This window comes from Paenibacillus sp. M2, assembly GCF_046713495.1.
Taxonomy (GTDB): domain Bacteria; phylum Bacillota; class Bacilli; order Paenibacillales; family Paenibacillaceae; genus Paenibacillus; species Paenibacillus amylolyticus_B.
Genome location: NZ_CP169648.1, coordinates 2187427 through 2206487 on the forward strand (window position 1 = coordinate 2187427; position 19061 = coordinate 2206487).

Here is a 19061-nt window from a genome sequence, read left to right on the forward strand (position 1 = left end):
TGCTGCGTCTAAATAATATTTCTATGTAACTTTATTTTCTATAATCCGTCCTATAGTTTTTTGGTATTCATAAGTAATAAATAAAAAAGAGGAGGGAGTTTTGGCGGAATTTACTGCTAAAATAGCATGATGCGTGCTTGGTTCGTAAACTCTGGAGTGGGAGTCTCCTACAGCATTTCGCAGTGAGCCTAAACCTTGGACGACACTTGCTAGTCCGGTTATTATTTGTTTTAAAGGAAGAATAATTTCTGGTTTTGAGGAGGCTAGATTTGATAGATTGCGAGCCTCATTGTGAAGTTTTACTAAATCATTCTTGGGGTCCGGATGATTCCCACTGACTTGATATACAATCTCTTTCAGTACTCCTTCAATTTTCGATCGCATTTCTCAATCTCTTCGTAATTATGCCTGTAAGTTAAATTTTCAGGAGGGTCAAATTCTACAGGAATAAATTGAACCATAACTGATTTACTTTTTAAAATATTTATAAATGGGTTAAACGTAGCCTGGATAAAAAGTAACGATTCTGAGTTTTTTCTTATCCCATCGTAAGCATATGTTAAAAATTCGTCTGGGTCCAGACAGCTTTTCAATATATCGGTTACATTGAGCCCGTCCTCATTGCATAACTTTGTGATGATGGATCTACTCTTATCGAAGTCCTCAGTCGAAATTTCATCTAGCCTGTCATGATTCCCTACACACTTTTTTAAACCATCCTTAACTCTAGTTAATATCTCGTGTGGATACTCAGCCATTATCTTTCCTCCTTCAGAAAATATAAGCTTTTTAGATATTAGTATCCTCAATGAACTCAATAACATCCTCGCAGATACGCGGAATTACACTCAATGCTACAAACTCCGTTTGACATCTTGGCAATAGTGGATGGTGAAATGCCGAGCTGTAACGTAGACCAAATTGCGCAGAGATACGCTTCTAATCGGTATAATGAAGGTATCGGTAAGGTAATAGCACGGGTAGTTCGTGGTCTGTACGATGGATAATACGCTATTTTGCGGGGGTTATAGTCTAACGTTGACTGAACGTAGGACAGAGCGGAGACAATTGCGAGCTGGCAGCGATGAGGTCAGGGGTTCGATCCCCCTAGGCTCCATAATCAAGAATGCCATCACATTATTGCGATGGCGTTTTTTTTTTTTGGTGAAATAAATCAGAACATGTATTAATGAAGTAGAATTTTTGGACTTGGGTACGGACTTGGGTACGAATATTCTAGATGCCAAAAATCGAGGGTTTAAAGTCCTGACTGTGGAGTTGTCCAAAAAAGTGCAGTAGAAAACAAGGAGACCCCTCCGGCTGGATAATGCCCAGCCGGAGGGGTCTGTATTTATCTGTATGCGCTTTCACTAAGCCGGATATTCGACGAACCTTACAAAGATCGTGGCTACTTCGGCGCGGGTGGCGGTGGCTTTGGGAGCAAAAAAGTTGCCCGGTTTGCCTAATACAATGCCGTTGCCTTGCAGCGCCTGAACGGCCTCCAACGCCCAGGAGCTGATCTCACTCTGATCCGTTAAGGACATAGAGTTGCTTTCAGGTATCTCATAGCCCTTGTACTTCATGTAATTGTACAGTATCACCAGCATCTGCTCGCGTGTCATCGGTGAATTGGGGTCAAACAGGTCTGCGTTTGTACCGTTGACTATGCCTTTTTCGGCCGCCCACTCGGCTGCCGCCGTGTACCACTGTCCGTCCTTCACGTCGCTAAAGCGGGAACTCGTGTAGCTGGAAAGGTTTACATTCTCAAGATTGGCCAGTACCTGCACGAACATTGCACGCGTCATTGCGGTGCCCGGTGAGAACGTCGTGGACGTCGTGCCGTTGAAAAGATCGTAAGTGTAGACGAAATTTATATCGTTGTAGAACCATTCGTGCATGTTGGCATCCGTGAAAGGATTGCCTGATATCACGAGGAAACCCAGTGGGGTGGCGTCATCAAACGCCAGCTCCGTACCCTCACGGATGTTCAGCGATATGCCGTTGTCTAAGCCGACTCTTGCGCCGCTTGGTCCTACCACAACCGCTCCGCCGCTCCGTATCTTCGATCCGCCGTGGAAATACACCTGGTTGCCGTTTGATAGGTTCACATGCGCGTCTTTGCCGCCTATTGTGACCGTACCGTCGCTCGCGATCGTCGAGCCGCCCGAAATGGTCACTGTGCTGTTGCCGCCGGGTAGTGTCACTTCGGCGCTCTTGTCTGCTGGAATACTTACCTTCCCGTTTGAGTCTATCGTTGTGCCTTCGGGTACCTTGATCTTCGTCCCGCCTTTGGTCGTAATCTCGCCGCCGCCTGGCAGGGTGGTGTTGCCGTTTTTGTCTGTGACCGCGGGTTTATCCTTCGGTGTATTCACTGTGTAGGTCGACTTCGACGTTTCAGCGTCTGTCCCGGTGCCCGTATTGTTGGTGTTGTGTGTATTACCACTGTTGCTTGTATTACCGGTGTTGCCCGTATTGCCTGTAGTGCCACCAGAACCAGGCACGGTAGGAGTTTTTTGAGACGTCGGCATCGCCGTCAAGCTGATCTCCGCGCCGTCGCCCTTCGCGTTCACCGCGATGATGGTGAAGTTGTAGCCTTGGCCGTTTGTCAGATTGTTGAAGGTATATTTGGTCTCCGCCGCATCCAATGCAACCGGTGTTACATTGCCATACCATACCTTGTAGCCCAATATCGAGCTGCCACCATCGTCAGCAGGAGCATTCCAGCTCAATGTGACCTGTCCGTCACCCGCTGTCGCTTTGAAGCCACTCGGTGCACCAGGCACGGACGGTTTTCTCTGTGCGAACATCCAATCAAAGACATCTGTGTAGTTGTTGTTCCAAGCTGGCAAGTTAGAGGACTGCGCCGTAGGTGCCATACTCCAAGTTCCCATAGTGATCTGGTTATAAAGAACCGCCGCTTCAACTTCATGCGCTATATAATCAGCCAGAACAGGTGTGTTGGCAGGATTCGGCCTCAGATTCGGCTGATCAAACTGATTGTAGGGCCACGTAAGTGCCTCATTACTCTCAAAGCGCGAAGCCCTCGCGTTGATCATTTTCGGCATATTGTTATTGATAAAGTTATTGAGGTTAGTCTGGTAGCCTCCGACATTATGAGCATTTAAAAACATCCAATAGGCCAGGTTGTAGTGAGCGTCATTGTCCTTAGCGTTCGGTGAACCGCTTACCGGGGCCATAGGTGCGGCGGCAGCGAAGAAGCCAGGGTAGCTGTTAACTAAGTTGTTCGTATACTGGCCGCCCCAGGAGAAGCCTGCTGCGTAAACACGGTTAGGGTCTACTTCGCCGCTGGCAATCAGGGCGTCTATGACCTTCTTAACATTCTCTGTGGAGGGAACAGATACGCCATTATAGGAAATATTCAGAACATGGCTGGCGTACTTATCGGGATTTTGCTCCATCTTTTTCATTAAAGCGACGGAGCCGTTGGCGGATTTCATGGCAGCTTTTTGGTCTGTCGCAGCGTTTGTGCCGCCGCGTGACATGCCGTGGGTATATACATAGAGCGGCAATCCTTTCATCACGTTACCTCCGTCATCCTTGTGAAGGTAGAGTGAACGATTGACCGAATTGTCCGTGAATGTTGTAAATTTATCGAGGATCGGATTCACAACTTTTTCCTGTTCAAAAACTACGTTGTGAAGCGGATTCCCTTCTGTCAGAACGATCTCACCCTTTTGAGTAATGTTGTAAACCTGCTTTGTCGAGTTGCTGCTACCATCCAGCGTTGTACTGCCGCCGCTCTCTGAATAAAACTCAGACTCAACAACGATGTAACGACCGCTCGCCAGTCCGTCCTGATAATCTGGTGAATGGCTAATCGGCCCCACATAGCCGCGTACCTTCGGTTCATCATTAGCATACACCCTTGTGATCTTGCGTGGTCCTTCAAAGGTCACTGCTTCGCCGTTCAGGGTCGTGTTCCTAGCCGATAAGGCAAACAAGTCTGGATTAAGCGCGGAGCCTAACGCCGCCTTCCCCTCGCCTAAATCAATGATAACAGCCGTTGTGTACTCGCCACTGGCAAAGTTGTCATTCCATACAATAAAGGGAAGTATCCCCGCGTCCGGATCGTTTTTGAATGTCACATGAATGGCATGATCAGCCTCAATATTCGTAAAGGTATAAGTGCCAGCAGATAGAGTCAAGGTCTCGCCGTCTACTGTTACGGTATCCACAATTTTGCCGTAATCGGGGGTAAACGTAATTTCTTTGTCAGAGCCCCGATCTACTCTCAGAACATCGCCGGGTGGGTTCGACATGATTGAGCCGCCCGGTCCCGCAGTGGCGGTAATTGAAAATCTGGTGTCCACTTCATTGGCTGAAGTGAGCTGCAGGCTGTCTGCAAATGAATCAGAGCTGGTATAAGCCGCGTCCGGAACTCCAAAACAGGAAACGACTTCATAGCGGTCAGCGCCGTTTTCTGTCGAGTTATTGATATAGACCTCAAAGGTAAGGTTCCCCTCCTGTAAGGTCAGAGTTCTTTTTGGTATTCTCATTTCCACGATGTATCCGGTTTCCGTGATCTGGGTCCATGCAGCCCTGCCTGGAGCGGCCTGCCCTGAAAACACACCCGTCGAGCTGACTCGCCATTGATTTGAGCCGCTGGTTCCGGTATCAACATAAAACTCCAGGCTGTCATACCGATGATCTGCGCCAGCTCCCTGATATAGATTACTGTCATTCACAACTACGTGGGCATACAGGTAGTCATGATCCCAAAGGATTCTGGCTGTGCCCGTGGCATGGGGTCTCGGGTCGGTGGGTACCGTGCTTTTGTTGATGTGATGCTCCATGGTTTGGTCCCAGAGGGGATCATTTGCCCCGAGTTCGGGAGTTCCAAAAATGGCGGTGGGTGTTTCATTCGCTTCTGCGTTCTCGATGTTGTCAGTGGCGGCAGCATAGCTGTTAGGCATTAGCGACGCCACCATGACCAAGCAACAGAGGAATGCGAGCATTCTGCTAAATCGTTTTGGCATAAATGAAAATCCTCCTTATTTTTTCGATCCGGTTCGCCCACGGCTTACCGGCATCTTATTCGGACACGTTGTCAATATGACAAGCGCCCAACTATATATATTAAGTTTATCAGGAGTTAAATCCTTTAATTTACACATAAACCATACGTATACATCCAGAACGGCAGAGATGCCGTTTTATTGTTTTGATAATCTTGTACGCATCTGTGCATGTAGATTGCTTCATATGAATGGTGTTGCAGTCTGCATTCATTTCAAATTGCAATAAAAAAATCCACCTTATGAACAAGAAACTACATTGAATTGGAATGGTGGAAGACGTAATATGAGAAGAAATGTAAGCGCATTCATTCCAGGGTGTTTCTTTAACTCCTTGAACGAGTTGGTCTTGTTTTAAAGCTGGAATAAGGATTGCGTGCTTTTGAATATTAAACGAGGGGAAGAATGCTATGCTAAAGCGGATTTCAATCATAATGTTAGCTTTACTATTGACCTTCAGTAACTGTTTGAGTCTTGTTCTGCCATTTAACAATCAAGCTTCAGCGGACCCCATAACACCAACGATGTTGGCACAGTATCCATTGCTTGAGGATGTACAGGATACATCCGGTAATGGCAAACATGGAACGGCAGTAGGAAACATTACGTATGCTGATGGTCTTACTTTACCTGGAGGAACAGACAGTACTACGAACTACGTGCAGCTTCCTACTGGATTGTTTGATCATCAAGAAAATACAACGATTTCTGTATGGATCAAGAGTAATACGGGAAGCGGGAACTACTCCGCATTATTCTACGGTACGCCAGCAGCTGAAAATAAATTGCCAACGAATTACTGGATGTTTAATCCATCGAATCCAAGTGGTGATTTTAAGTCCGTATTTACGGATCGCAATAATATTGACCAGCCTTGGACGACAGAGGTAGGCGTATCAGGCACTTCTACGTCACAGTACGAAGGTCAATGGGTTCATTATACAACGGTCATTACAGAACGCTCTATTACAGGTTACATTAACGGTGTAAGTATCGGCACGGCCGCCAAAGAGAAAACAACAGCAGACTTTGGTACGGATTTGCAAGCTTACATCGGTCGCTCCAATTATCTAGGGGATGCTACTTTTGCAGGTAGCTTTCAAGATTTAAGAATTTACGGAGAGGCACTAAGTAGTGAATATATCGCTGAAGTATATGAACAATCATTTAATGAAAAGCAAGTACAACAAGGCAAATTAGAGCTAACGTTAGGTGATGTATCTGCCGTGACAGAATCTCTTGAACTTCCTTCTGCCAATAAGTATGGCGCATTGATATCATGGACTTCCAGTGATGAAAGTGCGATTAGTCCAACCGGGGAAGTGTTCTTACGAGAAATGGAGCAACAAGTGACGTTAACTGCAACCATTTCTTTAGGTGGAAGCCAGGCAACGAAGGAGTTCGTGGTTACCTTACCACCTAAGGATGACTCTACTCAGCAGATTGCCGTTAAAGGTGTTTCGCTTAATGAATCTGCACTTGTTTTATCCATGGGGGACAGCGAGACATTAGTGGCTACAATTTCACCTTCAAATGCAAACAATAAAAGAGTCGTCTGGACATCTAGTGACTCAAGTGTAGCGGTTGTCAATTCAACGGGTGAAGTTACAGCGGTTAGTGATGGTGATGCCACAATTACGGTACAGACTGAAGATGGAGCGTTTACAGCTACATCAGCCGTTACCGTTAAGGGAAAATCACTCAAAGATGATCTTATTCTTCATTACGACATGAAAACGACTACAGAAGTAGACGGTCAACTCGTACTAAAGGATGTTGCCAACAAGGAAGTTACATTCGACGGGGTATTTAAAAATCCAAACAATGGACAATTCATTTCAAATAGTGAAGTTGGCTTTATTTCCTTTAATGGTGGAAGCTCTACATCGAACAGTGGGTATGTTGAGATTCCTAAGGGCTCCAATGGACTAGATTTATTACAAGGTCTGAATGAAATTACCGTATCTTCCATCGTAAACTGGACGAATGATGGTACGAATCGCTGGATTTTTGGTTTGGGTACGGTGTTAACGCCTGAAACGAACAAATATTTTTTTGTAACCCCACGTCACGGTAGTGGATCAGGCAATATGATTGCTACAGGTATATCCAAAAATGGCTGGCCGAACGAAGCATTAGTTACAGGTAGCGCAAACTCCAACCTGATCGGTGGACAGTGGAAGCATGTAACAGTTTCCTTCTCCGAAGCTAGCAACAAGATGACATTATTCGTGGATGGAGCTAAGGTTGCTTCAGGTAATACGAAGGGACTAAAGCTGTCAGACATTATTAATCCGGATGCTACGTTCTCTGGCTTTATCGGTAAGTCCATCTTCGCCAACGATCCATATTTTCAAGGTAGCATGGCTGATTTCCAAGTATATGATCGTGCGTTGACGGAGCAGGAAATGAGCGAGTTATATCAACAAGAAGCAGCAACTCACATCTCCAAAATACGTCAGCTCACTGTTGATGATGCAGCGAATCAACTTGACATGGGTCATTACTTAGACGAGGCAGATCAGAGTGCTGACAAGATAACGAGAAACGTTAATTTACCAACAAACGGTAAAAATGGCGTAAACATCACTTGGAGTTCTAGTCATCCTACTGTCATTTCTAACAGTGGCACTGTACAACGTCCGGCTGTTCAAGCAGGTGATGTTCAAGCAGAGCTTACGGCTACTTTAACGTATCAAGGCGTATCTATAACTGCTGTATTCCCTGTTACGATCTTGAAGCAATTCGATGATCAGCAGAAGGTTGATCTGGACGCTGAACAATTAGAGATCTACAATGCGGACAATGTTAAAGGCAACTTACGTCTTGTCACTACAGGTGAACAAGGCTCCACCATTACATGGACATCCAGCAGGCCGGCGGTTGTTAAAGGAACGGCTGAAGCGGCTGGTAACGCTACACAATTAGGCTGGGTGAGCCGTCAAGCTACGGATATACCCGTTACGCTAATCGCTACGATTACGAATGGTACAGCTTCGAAAGAGCTAACGTTTAACGTTACAATTAAAAAAGAAGCTGCGCCAGTAAAGCCTGATGCGTACTTCTTTGCGTACTTTACAGGTGAATATGAGGGTGGTGAAGAGATCTCCTTCGCTACAGCGGAAGATCCATTGTTCTGGAAAGCGCTGAATAATGGGAAGTCGATCCTGCAATCGGATATGGGTGAAAAAGGACTTCGTGATCCATTCGTTATTCGGTCAGCAGAAGGTGATAAGTTCTATATGCTGGCAACCGATTTGAAAATGGGCGAAAGTACAGATTTTGATCAGGCTCAAATTACGGGCAGTCATTACATGATGGTTTGGGAGTCAGAGGATCTCGTGAACTGGAGCGAGCAGCGAATGATCAAGGTGGCTCCTAAAACTGGAGGAAATACGTGGGCGCCAGAAGCGATCTATGATCCGGTAACTGGAGAGTATATTGTATTCTGGGCATCATCAATGAAAAACACAGAGACATATGGTGATTATAACGGAAGACCTGCAGGTCAGTACAATGTGATGTACTACGCGACAACACGAGATTTCTACACGTTTTCTGAGCCCAAGGTCATGATTGATGAGTCACTTCCGACCATTGATACAACGTTTATTGAGCATAATGATATGTTGTATCGATTCACCAAGTCAGAAGTGAATACGAAAGTGTATGTGGAGAAAGTACCAAATTTCTACTATGACAAGGATGGTATTGATGAGAATGGCCTTCAATACAACGCTGTTCCGGGTACGCGTGATAACAAACTTGGCTTGATCGGAAAAAATGGGAACAACGAAGGACAAACGATTTTCAAGGATATTCATGAAAACAAATGGTATCTGTTCCTTGATTCATGGCCATATCATGTACGATATACAACAGATCTGGATAGTAGCACGCAATATATAAACAATGTGTTAAGTAGTGATCAATATGCACTTCCGCCAGGACCACGACACGGGACGGTGATTCCAATTACACGTGCGGAGTATGATGCATTGCAAGAGAAGTATGCATGGAAAGGTCCAGCACCATCAACAGACCCGGTTGTACATTACTCATTTGATGCAAATACAGTGAATGGTACAACGTTGAATGACATTTCTGGTAATGGTCATCACGCAACACTCGTAGGTGGAGCAACGATTAATGAAGAGGATCGCATCGGTAAAACGGGTGGTGCATTAGAGCTTAATGGATCAACAGGATATGTGAAGCTGCCAGATCACTTGATTCAATCCTTGAATCTGGAGAAGGCTACGTTCTCAACATGGGTTCAAATGGATAAAAATCAAGCCAATCAAAGAATATTTGATTTTGCTTCCGAAACAGGCAGACAGGTTAACCGCAACACCATGTACTTGAGTACACAAGGGGATACAGGTAGTCTGGAGTTCGCTGTCGTAACCCCTTTTACAGAGAAATTTAGCAATGACAGCACGAAACTAGGATCAGATTATAAATATGCAGTGAGAAATGCTGGACTTTTACCAACGAAGACTTGGCAGCATGTTGCTATTACAATGGATGAATTTGATGCCGTTTTGTACGTGAATGGTCAAGAGGTTAAACGCAGATCTACATTTAACGTGGAGCCGAGAATGTTACTGGAAACAACGATGAATTATATTGGTAAATCGAGAAACAGCTCTCATAATCTATTTGATGGTAAACTGGATGATTTCCGTATCTATAATCGTGCATTATCTGTTGAAGAGATTGCAACTTTAGCTAATGAAGACGTTACTCCTCCAGTAGAGCAGCCGTCTGGGGCAGAACTCATTCTCCACTACGATATGAATGATATCGATGGTGCGACGGTTGTTGACCAAACAGGAAAGTTTAATGGAAAATGGATGAATCCGTCTAAAGCAGAATGGATTAGTAAACAAGATGCGGGTGTACTAAGCTTTACTGGTGGCACAACTAACTCCTATGTTGAGCTGCCACAAGGAGTTCTCGATGGATTAACGGATATCACCGTTTCATCCATTGTAAACTGGAGCGGTAAAAACGCTGCGGAGTGGTTATATGCATTAGGAAGACCAAACAGTAATACGCACTATACGTATTTCACACCACGTTATAATGCTAACGGTCTAGCCCGGTTGGGTATCGCGACGAATGCCTGGAATAATGAGTCTTCAGCTTCGACCACGGGCTTAAAGAATAATGAATGGAAAGTCGTTACGACGGTTGTTTCAGGTACAGATGGTACACTAACGCTTTATATTGATGGAGTTCCTGTTGCATCAGGCTCTACGAATGGAATGACATTAGAACAAATAAAAAATAATTCAGGCAGTAGTGGAAACATTGGTAAGTCATTCTATACAGATGATCCATACTTCGGCGGGTTGATTGCAGACTTCCAAATCTATGATGGTGCTATGACTGTTGCGGATATTAAATCACTTAAGGCTCAGGCAGATCAGAAGATTGCTTTACTGGAGGGCATGCTTGTATCGGCTGCGACAGAGAAATTAACGATTGATGATCTTCTTGCCTCGAATACATCAAAAGATGAGATTATAAGCAATGTAACTTTGCCAACATCAGGTGCTTATGGCACAACAATAAGCTGGACTTCGGATAAGGGGAATGTAATCTCAACTACAGGTGCCGTAACCAGACCAGCGAACGCAACTGGCGATCAAGTTGTAACGTTAACAGCAGTATTTACAGATGGTACAGAGACAGATCGCAAAACCTTTACGTTGATGGTTAAGGCATTGCCAAGCGATGCCACTTCTGTAGATGAAGCAAAAGCAGCGCTAGTCGTTCATAACATTAGTGATGTTAGAGGTCATCTCTCATTACCGGAATCTGGACTATATGGAACAACCATTACTTGGACTTCTGTTCAGCCAAATGTCATTTCAGTGACTGGTGAAGTACAACGTCCGGCACACGGTAGTGGAGATGTAGACGTGAAGCTTACAGCTACGATTACATTAAATTCAGCATCCACTACAAAGGAATTTATGGCGAAGGTGAAGGAACGGCCTGCTGATGAAAAATATGCGGGATACTTCTTCACATATTTCACTGGAGAAGGTAGCTCAACAGGCGAGCAAGTTCACTTTGCACTAAGTAACGGCAATGATCCGTTGAACTGGCGAGAATTGAATAATGGTAAACCTGTATTGACCTCTACCTTAGGGGAGAAGGGAGTACGTGATCCATTCATTATTCGTTCGCCTGAAGGTGACAAGTTCTACATGATCGCTACCGATCTGAAAATTAACGGCAATGGTAACTGGGGCAGAGCACAGACATGGGGCAGTCGTTCCATTATGGTGTGGGAATCGAATGATCTGGTCAACTGGACAGATCAACGCATGGTAGAGGTTGCACCGGAAGAAGCGGGTAATACATGGGCACCAGAAATTATGTACGACAAAACAACTGGTGAATATATCGTATTCTGGGCTTCAAGAATGTTTGATGATGCATCCCATACAGGTAGTGCATATCAAAAAATGATGTATAGCAAGACAAGAGATTTCTATACGTTTACTGAACCGAAAGTATATTTGGATTATGGATACTCCATCATTGACACAACGATGATTGAGCATGATGGAAAAGTGTATCGATTTACGAAGGATGAGCAGGACAACGGAGCTTCTGCTCCATTTGGCAAGATGGTTTTCCAAGAGGTTGGTAACTCGATCTTAGATCCAGCCTTCAAGATGATTAATCAAGGTGTGGGTAACATGAAATGGGTTGAGGGTCCAACGATCTTTAAATCAAATACAGATGAAAAATGGTATTTATTCGTGGATGAGTTTGGTGGAAGAGGTTATCTTCCATTCGAGACCACCAATCTTGCATCAGGTGTCTGGACATTATCTTCTAACTACAATTTACCCGCTAGTCCGCGTCACGGAACGGTAATTCCCATTACACAACGTGAGTATGATGCACTTAGTGGGAAGAACGTACCCGTTAGTGGAATTAGCTTGGACAAAACGACATTGTCAATCGTAGAAGGTCAATCTGGGCAATTGACAGCTACCGTGTTACCAGCTAATGCAACGAAAAAAGCAGTAACCTGGAATTCTAACAATCCAGCTGTAGCCACTGTAAGTGCGACAGGTCAAGTAACAGCTGTGGCACCAGGAACAGCAAGCATTACAGTAACTACAGAAGATGGTGGGTTTTCATCCAGCGCTACAGTAACAGTAACACCATTGGTAGAACCGACTGCACCAGGAGAAGTGACAAGACCAAGTGTAACAGCAGGTAATCAGAAGCTGACTTTGAAATGGAGTAATCCTGATGACAGCGATCTGGTTGCCATTAAGATTACAGGTCTTGGAAATACAGAGTTTAAGACGGTAACGCTGAATCATGCGACTAGCAGTTATGAAGTCACGGGACTTGCGAATGGTACGCGTTATGAATTCCGTATTACTACGGTAAACGCAGCTGGAAATGAATCCGCAGGGGTTGTGGTGTCAGGAACACCACAAGCACCAAGCAGTGGTGATGGAAATGGTGGCGGTAACATCCCTGCACCTACAGCACCAACAGCTCCAGGTGGAAATGAGCCAGTGGTCATGGACAACGGTCAAATAAACATTAAGCCAGTCGCAAGTGAGAACGGTGCTTCTATCGTGAAGTTAAGTGCAGATACGGTGAAACGTGCGCTTGATCAAACGACAGGCGGTAAGCTGCAAGTACGAGTTGATGGTGATCAAAGCTTGAATGAGCTAACGATTGAGCTAGCAATAGATGCAAGCTTAACAAGTGGAACGTCTACGGTAGATCGCATCGAGATCAACACTGGCTCTGCAGTCGTAACCGTGGCAACCGAACTGCTTGGAACAGGAACAAGTGCAGGGAAATCGTTAGGATTGGTGCTTAAGAAAATAGCAGCTAATCAACTGTCAGCTAGTGCACAAGCTCAGCTGAACGGTGAGGTCGTTTACGATATCGAGTTAACGATTGACGGTAAGAAACTTACAGAGTTTGATGGCAGAGATGATCTCGTGATTGAATTGCCATACACACTAAAGGCTAACGAAAATCCAAACAACGTCGTCGTATACGATGTGAAGGACAACGGGGAGCTACGAGTGGTGACGAATGGTAAATACAATGCAGCGACAGGAAAAGTAGAGTTCAAGCCAACGTATGCAAGCAAGTATACGGTAGCGTATGTTGCAACGAGCTTTAAGGATGTGACCCAAGACTGGGCGAAGGACGCGATCTCAGCATTGGGAGCAAGAGGCATTGTGAAGGGTATGGGCGACGGCGAGTTTAATCCGAATGGTCAAGTGACAAGAGCAGAATTCATCACCATGCTGATGAATATGTTGGAGCTATCAGATGAGAACGCAACGACAAGTTTTAGTGATGTGAAGCCAGGAGAATGGTACCATGGAAATATCGCAACCGCGCAGAAGCTGGGGATTGTGAACGGGAAACCAAATGGACGATTCGGAGTTCATGAGAACATTACGCGAGAAGATATGGCGGTTATGGTATACAAGGCGATCCAGATTAAGGAACTAGCGTTAGCAAGTGGTGAAGCTACTGCTTTCAAGGATGAAGCAAGCATCGCAAACTATGCGAAGCAAGCGGTAGAGGCAATACAGGGAGCAGGCATAATCAACGGTGTAGGTAACGATGAGTTTGCACCGAAGAAGAATGCCAGCCGCGCAGAAGCAGCAGTGATGATCTATAATTTGTTAGGTTTGATGTAGACACGCGCTTCTTGCATCAAGGAATAACAAAGCCAAAAACGTTACCACTTCTTGTGGTAGCGTTTTTTTGCATACCTTTACCTAGCATCAACGATCTTATTACTTTAGCTTGATATCGGCTCAATTCTTCCCCTAAGATTGTCGGTGTAGGCCAGTTCACCATCTGTAGTGATGACGGCAGCTTCGATATGTGTCAATTGATTTGCTTTATGAATAATGGATACCGCATCTAACCCAAACAATTCTGTTGTATAGATGTCGCAGTCCAGCGATCTATCCGCAATAATTGTTAAAGAAGCGATATTACTTTCGATCGGATATCCTGTTTTACTGCTGAATATATGATGGTACTGCTGGCCTTGCTTTTCTAAAACGCGCTCATATATGCCAGAGGTAACGACGGATTGCTCCCTGACGCTAACGAGTGCGGCTGCATTGCCTCTGGGTAAAAAGGGGTTCTGTATTCCCACGTTCCAGTGACTAGAACCGGAGGGGGAATCCCCATGAACCAAAACATTGCCGCCCATATCAACCATAGCTGATGCAGCTCCGTTTTTCTTAAAAAATGACATAACTTGATCAGCAAAATAACCTTTAGCGATCGCTCCAAGGTCGATTTCCATGCCCTTTTTGAATAAATGAACCGTTTGCAGCTCATCGTCAAGCTGTATATGCTCCGGATTTAAGAGCTCCAGCACTGATTTAATCTCGGTATCGTCCGGCACATGTGCCTCGTGAAAACCAATTCTCCACAATTTGATCAAAGGCCCTATCGCAATATTTAAAAATGAATCTTTATTCAGGCTGTGTTCTTTGCCTATCTTAATAAGATCATATAGTTCCTTGTCTACTCTAAGCGGATGTGATGCGGCTTCTTTTTTTAGCATGGCAAGCTGCGATTGCTCACTGTTGGCACTGAACACTTGTTCATAACGGACAAGCATATTCACGGCTTCCTCGGCAAGCTCTTCAGCATCTGTACCCTCGATATAGAGGGATATGTTCGTTCCCATGAGCGGTATCGTTCTCGTAAAAGATTTCATGACAGCCTCCTATATTGCACATTGTTGTCCGTGATTGAGAAACGTATGGATGAGGTCATGATCCACGCTATTCAGCTTTTTTTCTCCATGATGGGCTATAAAATAATCCAGACTCATTTTCTCTACAGGGATTGGATAGATGTTGTATTCCGAAGGGCACTCCTTGATATGGATGCTTTCAGGCACAAAGGTCAGTCCTAAATTATGCTTTGCAAGCTTGAGTACAGTGTAGATTTCATTGCTTTCCATAACGATATTAGGCTGTACCTTGTAGACACTGAGCAATTGATCAATCTGTTTTCGGATTGCCGAACCCTTGGACGTTAGAATAAGCTTTTGGTTCAAAATGGTGCTGATCTCAATCGTGCCCTCCGGGATGACTGCAACATTCTCTTGATATAATTCGCAGCAACGCGGAATGATGGCTTGGTAACTGTGCCTGCCCCAGTTAAACGAGTTCAAGTTAGGGGAGATACTGCTTGAATTTTGCCCGATCCAGAAGTCCAGCTCATTATTTTGGAGACGTTTCTCATTTTTTTCAGGTAAATCCTCGACAAGATTAATTTTATAAGCAGGATGAATTTCCAGAAAATCTGGTAAAAAAAGAGGCGTTAAGTAAGAACCAAGGCTGGGAAGGATTCCGATCCGTATCACCTTATTGCCAATATCCGATACATATGAGATTTCCCTTATAAGCTTGGCGTAGCTATGTTCGAGTGACGTTAGGTATTGATAATATATTTTCCCCTGCTCGGTTAATCGGTACGGAAGTTTGTTGCGAGTGATCAGCTCACAGCCCAATTCAATTTCGATTTTCTTGATAACCTTTGTGAGGTAGGGCTGAGATATGTAAAGGGATTGAGCAGCCCGGCTATAGTTACTGTATTTCAATAGGCTGTCAATGTAACACAAGATATCCTGCGATTCCAATTTAGACATGTACCTCACCCTTTTGTGAAAAAAGTAACAAACTTTGAATTTGAGGTGATTATAACAAATTAGTTATCAAACTGCAATGAATAACTATTAGATCATTTGAGCTTTGATATGTTAGAGTTAGGCCGAAAGAACGAGTCTGACATGTACGAACATCATCTTCGAATGACAGAGAGGGGATTACGATGAATTATTTAGCTATTGTGGGTACCAATTCGGATGTGTCAACTAACCGCATGTTGCTTCAATTTATGCAAAAGCATTTTTCGAGTGAGGCCCAGATTGATTTATATGAAATTAAGGATTTACCTGCGTTCATTGAAAAAGATGAAATAGAGGATGCTGAAGTTGATATTCCTGTGAAGGTACAAGACTTATTAGATCAAATCTCTAAAGCGAAAGGTGTCATTATCGCTACTCCTGAGTACGATCATGCAATCCCTGCCGTTCTGAAAAGTGCGCTGGAATGGATCAGTTACACGACTCAAACCTTGAAAGACAAGCCGGTTCTGATTGTGGGTGCTTCACATGGTGCACTCGGTTCTTCCAGGGCACAAGCGCATCTTAGACAAATCCTGGATTCGCCTGAGCTTGGTGCAAGAATGATGCCTAGCAGCGAGTTTCTTTTGGGAAAATCACAGGGTGCATTTGATAGCGGTGGTAATCTCATTGACGCTGACAAAGTAACGGAGCTTGAGGAAATCTTCAATGAGTTTGTTTTGTTTACGGAGATCACTACGGAACTGCTATCAAAAAGGACGTTGAAGAAAAAAACGAAAAAATTTTCCTGGCAAGAGTAGGGGGGGCTAATCACAATGAAAATCATAGCGATCGTTGGCACAAATGCAAAGAAATCGTATAATCGCAAGCTGCTTCAATTCATACAAAAGCATTTTGAGTCCAGAGCAGCCATTGAAATCCTCGATATTACAGATGTTCCGATGTTTAATCAGTCCGATAACCAAACAAACAGTGCAATTATACAATCGTTTAATGAAAAAATTATGGCAAGTGATGGTGTTATTATTGCGACTCCAGAATACAACCATTCCATCCCTTCATCTCTTAAGAGTCTGCTTGAATGGTTGAGCTTTGAAATCCATCCGCTGGCTGGAAAACCCGTGATGATCATAGGCGCGTCACAGGGAACACAAGGTTCCTCGCGTGCACAGCTGCATCTTCGTCAAATTCTGGATGCACCAGGTGTCGAAGCTAACGTGATGCCAGGGTATGAATTTTTGCTTGGCAGCGCACATAAAGCATTTGACGAATCAGGCAACCTGAACAATGAAGGAACGATTGATTTCCTGGAAACATGTTTCCTGCGGTTCCTTCGGTTTGCCAAAATTTCAAATCAGCTCAACGAAGAAGAGGAGTTTACCTATAGACCTGGTATGTATGAGATCAATGCCATAGGTCACAGTGGCAATCTGCCGATGAAGGTATCCTTTAGTGAAAATAGAATTGAAAGCATCGATATCGATTCGAAGGGTGAAACCGAAGGCATCGCCGATGTTGTTTTTGTAAGAATTCCGAATAAAATCATTGAGGGACAGACGCTGAATGTAGATGCTCTCTCAGGTGCTTCTGAAACCAGTAATGCTGTCATCAATGGTGTAGCCAAAGCGGTTAAGCTTGCCGGAGTGAACCCCGACATCCTGAAAAGACGTCCAAAACCTGCCAGCAGCCAGATGAGGGATGACGAAGAATATACTTGCGATGTGGTCGTTGTAGGTGGAGGTGGCGCAGGACTTAGTGCTGCTGCTACAGCTTTACAACAAGGAGCAAGTGCGATTGTACTTGAGAAATATCCTGCTGTTGGGGGAAATACGATCCGCTCAGGTGGTCCTGTCAATGCTGCAGATCCAATATGGCAACAACAGTTCACTGAGAATCCAGGGGAAAGACAGACGATTGAGAATTTATTAAGTACCGATGAGAGCTTGATCCATCCGGAATATATCGATGATTTCCATGCACTCAAAGAAGAGTTTACTGCGTATCAGGAAAAGTCCGGCACAGAAAAGGCTTATTTATTCGACTCCCCACTTCTTCACAGAATGCAAACGTATTTCGGGGGCAAACGAACGGACCTGAATGGAAACATGATCTATGGACAGTACGATCTGGTCAAAGTACTTACAGACCGTGCCTTGGAAAGTGTAACGTGGCTAGAGGATATCGGGGTTGAGTATGATAAAAGTATCGTATTTGCTCCAGTGGGTGCCCTTTGGCGTCGTGGCCATAAACCTGTCAAAAGTTATGGCTCTGCATTTATCATTGCACTTAGCAAATATGTAGAAGAGAATAGAGGACAAATTATTACAGATAGCCCAGTCAAACAATTGATCATCGAAGATGGAAAAATTGCAGGTGTTATCGCAACGGGTGTAAATGGTCAGAAAATCACCGTTCATGCCAAAGCGGTTGTGCTTGCTAGCGGCGGTTTTGGTGCTAATACACAGATGCTCAAGGAATATAACACGTACTGGAGCCATATTGACGATGATATCAAAACAACGAACTCCTATGCGATGACTGGGGATGGAATATCGCTTGGTAAGAGTGCAGGAGCAGCACTGACAGGCATGGGCTTCACTCAAATGATGCCTGTAGCCGACCCGGAAACGGGCGAACTCTTCAGTGGACTGCAAGTGCCGCCTGAAAACTTTGTCATTGTTAACAAAAAGGGGGAACGGTTCGTTAACGAATTCTCTGGCAGAGATGTCTTAACGAAAGCGGCTATTGAGCAAGGGAGTTTATTTTACCTGATTGCGGATGACGAGATCAAGAAAACCGCAGCAAACACAAGCCAGGAAAAGATAGATCAGCAAGTAGAAGCGGGTACTCTGTTTAGAGCCGATACGTTAGAAGAGCTGGCTGTGAAAATTAATATGGACCCTCAGGTTCTTAGAACTACCATTGATAAGTATAACTCTTATGTGGATGCGGGCTTTGATCCGGAGTTCCATAAGGATACGTTTAGCTTAAAAGTCGAGAAGTCTCCATTCTACGCTACGCCTAGAAAACCGGCGGTTCACCATACCATGGGTGGAATTAAGATCGACACCCAAACCCGCGTATTGGATGAAAACGGTCAGCCGATTGCACATCTGTATGCCGCTGGAGAAGTTGCAGGAGGTATACATGCAGGCAACCGTTTAGGCGGTAATGCCTTGACGGATATCTTTACTTTTGGACGGATCGCAGGTAAGACTGCTGTGGATGAGATGAACAAATGAAAAAAATGTATTTAAAGAAATATAGCTTCCTCCGAGTATAATATGCTCTCATATTTTAATGAAACCCGCTAAACACAGGGATTTCCGAGT

At 44.5% G+C, this 19061-nt stretch carries 8 protein-coding genes; 3 read left to right on the forward strand and 5 right to left on the reverse strand.

Translation table 11 applies throughout. From position 1 onward, the window contains the following. Positions 1–21 precede the first annotated feature (21 nt). The 3 genes from ACETMN_RS10255 to ACETMN_RS10265 form a co-directional block, all read right to left on the reverse strand. Entirely contained in the window at positions 22–384 is a 363-nt protein-coding gene (locus ACETMN_RS10255) for an abortive infection family protein (protein WP_411736117.1), read from the reverse strand. Continuing rightward, positions 357–758 (reverse strand): hypothetical protein, encoded by a 402-nt coding sequence (locus tag ACETMN_RS10260; protein WP_411736118.1) that lies wholly within the window; start codon positions 756–758, stop codon positions 357–359. The genes ACETMN_RS10255 and ACETMN_RS10260 overlap by 28 nt, the downstream gene beginning before the upstream one ends. Before the next feature lie 612 nt (positions 759–1370). Beyond that, positions 1371–4997 carry an S-layer homology domain-containing protein gene (locus ACETMN_RS10265; protein ID WP_411736119.1) on the reverse strand — a complete coding sequence of 1209 codons (3627 nt, stop codon included), beginning with the start codon at positions 4995–4997 and terminating at the stop codon, positions 1371–1373. 473 nt (positions 4998–5470) lie between these two features. Here ACETMN_RS10265 and ACETMN_RS10270 point away from each other — a divergent pair, with 473 nt between their 5' ends. Further along, the gene (locus tag ACETMN_RS10270; protein ID WP_411736120.1) at positions 5471–13750 is read left to right on the forward strand and encodes an immunoglobulin-like domain-containing protein; all 8280 of its coding nucleotides are present in this window, start codon (positions 5471–5473) and stop codon (positions 13748–13750) included. Between the two features lie 104 nt (positions 13751–13854). Here the strand turns inward: ACETMN_RS10270 and ACETMN_RS10275 are convergent, their stop codons facing one another. Continuing rightward, positions 13855–14793, reverse strand: coding sequence for an FAD:protein FMN transferase (locus ACETMN_RS10275; protein ID WP_341072844.1), 939 nt, complete (start codon positions 14791–14793; stop codon positions 13855–13857). 9 nt (positions 14794–14802) lie between these two features. After that, positions 14803–15732, reverse strand: coding sequence for a LysR family transcriptional regulator (locus ACETMN_RS10280; RefSeq protein WP_341072846.1), 930 nt, complete (start codon positions 15730–15732; stop codon positions 14803–14805). 182 nt (positions 15733–15914) lie between these two features. Here ACETMN_RS10280 and ACETMN_RS10285 point away from each other — a divergent pair, with 182 nt between their 5' ends. Continuing rightward, complete coding sequence (locus ACETMN_RS10285) at positions 15915–16529, forward strand: NADPH-dependent FMN reductase (RefSeq protein WP_341072848.1); 615 nt, start codon at positions 15915–15917, stop codon at positions 16527–16529. Between the two features lie 15 nt (positions 16530–16544). Continuing rightward, positions 16545–18971 (forward strand): flavocytochrome c, encoded by a 2427-nt coding sequence (locus tag ACETMN_RS10290; protein ID WP_341072850.1) that lies wholly within the window; start codon positions 16545–16547, stop codon positions 18969–18971. Positions 18972–19061 lie beyond the last annotated feature (90 nt).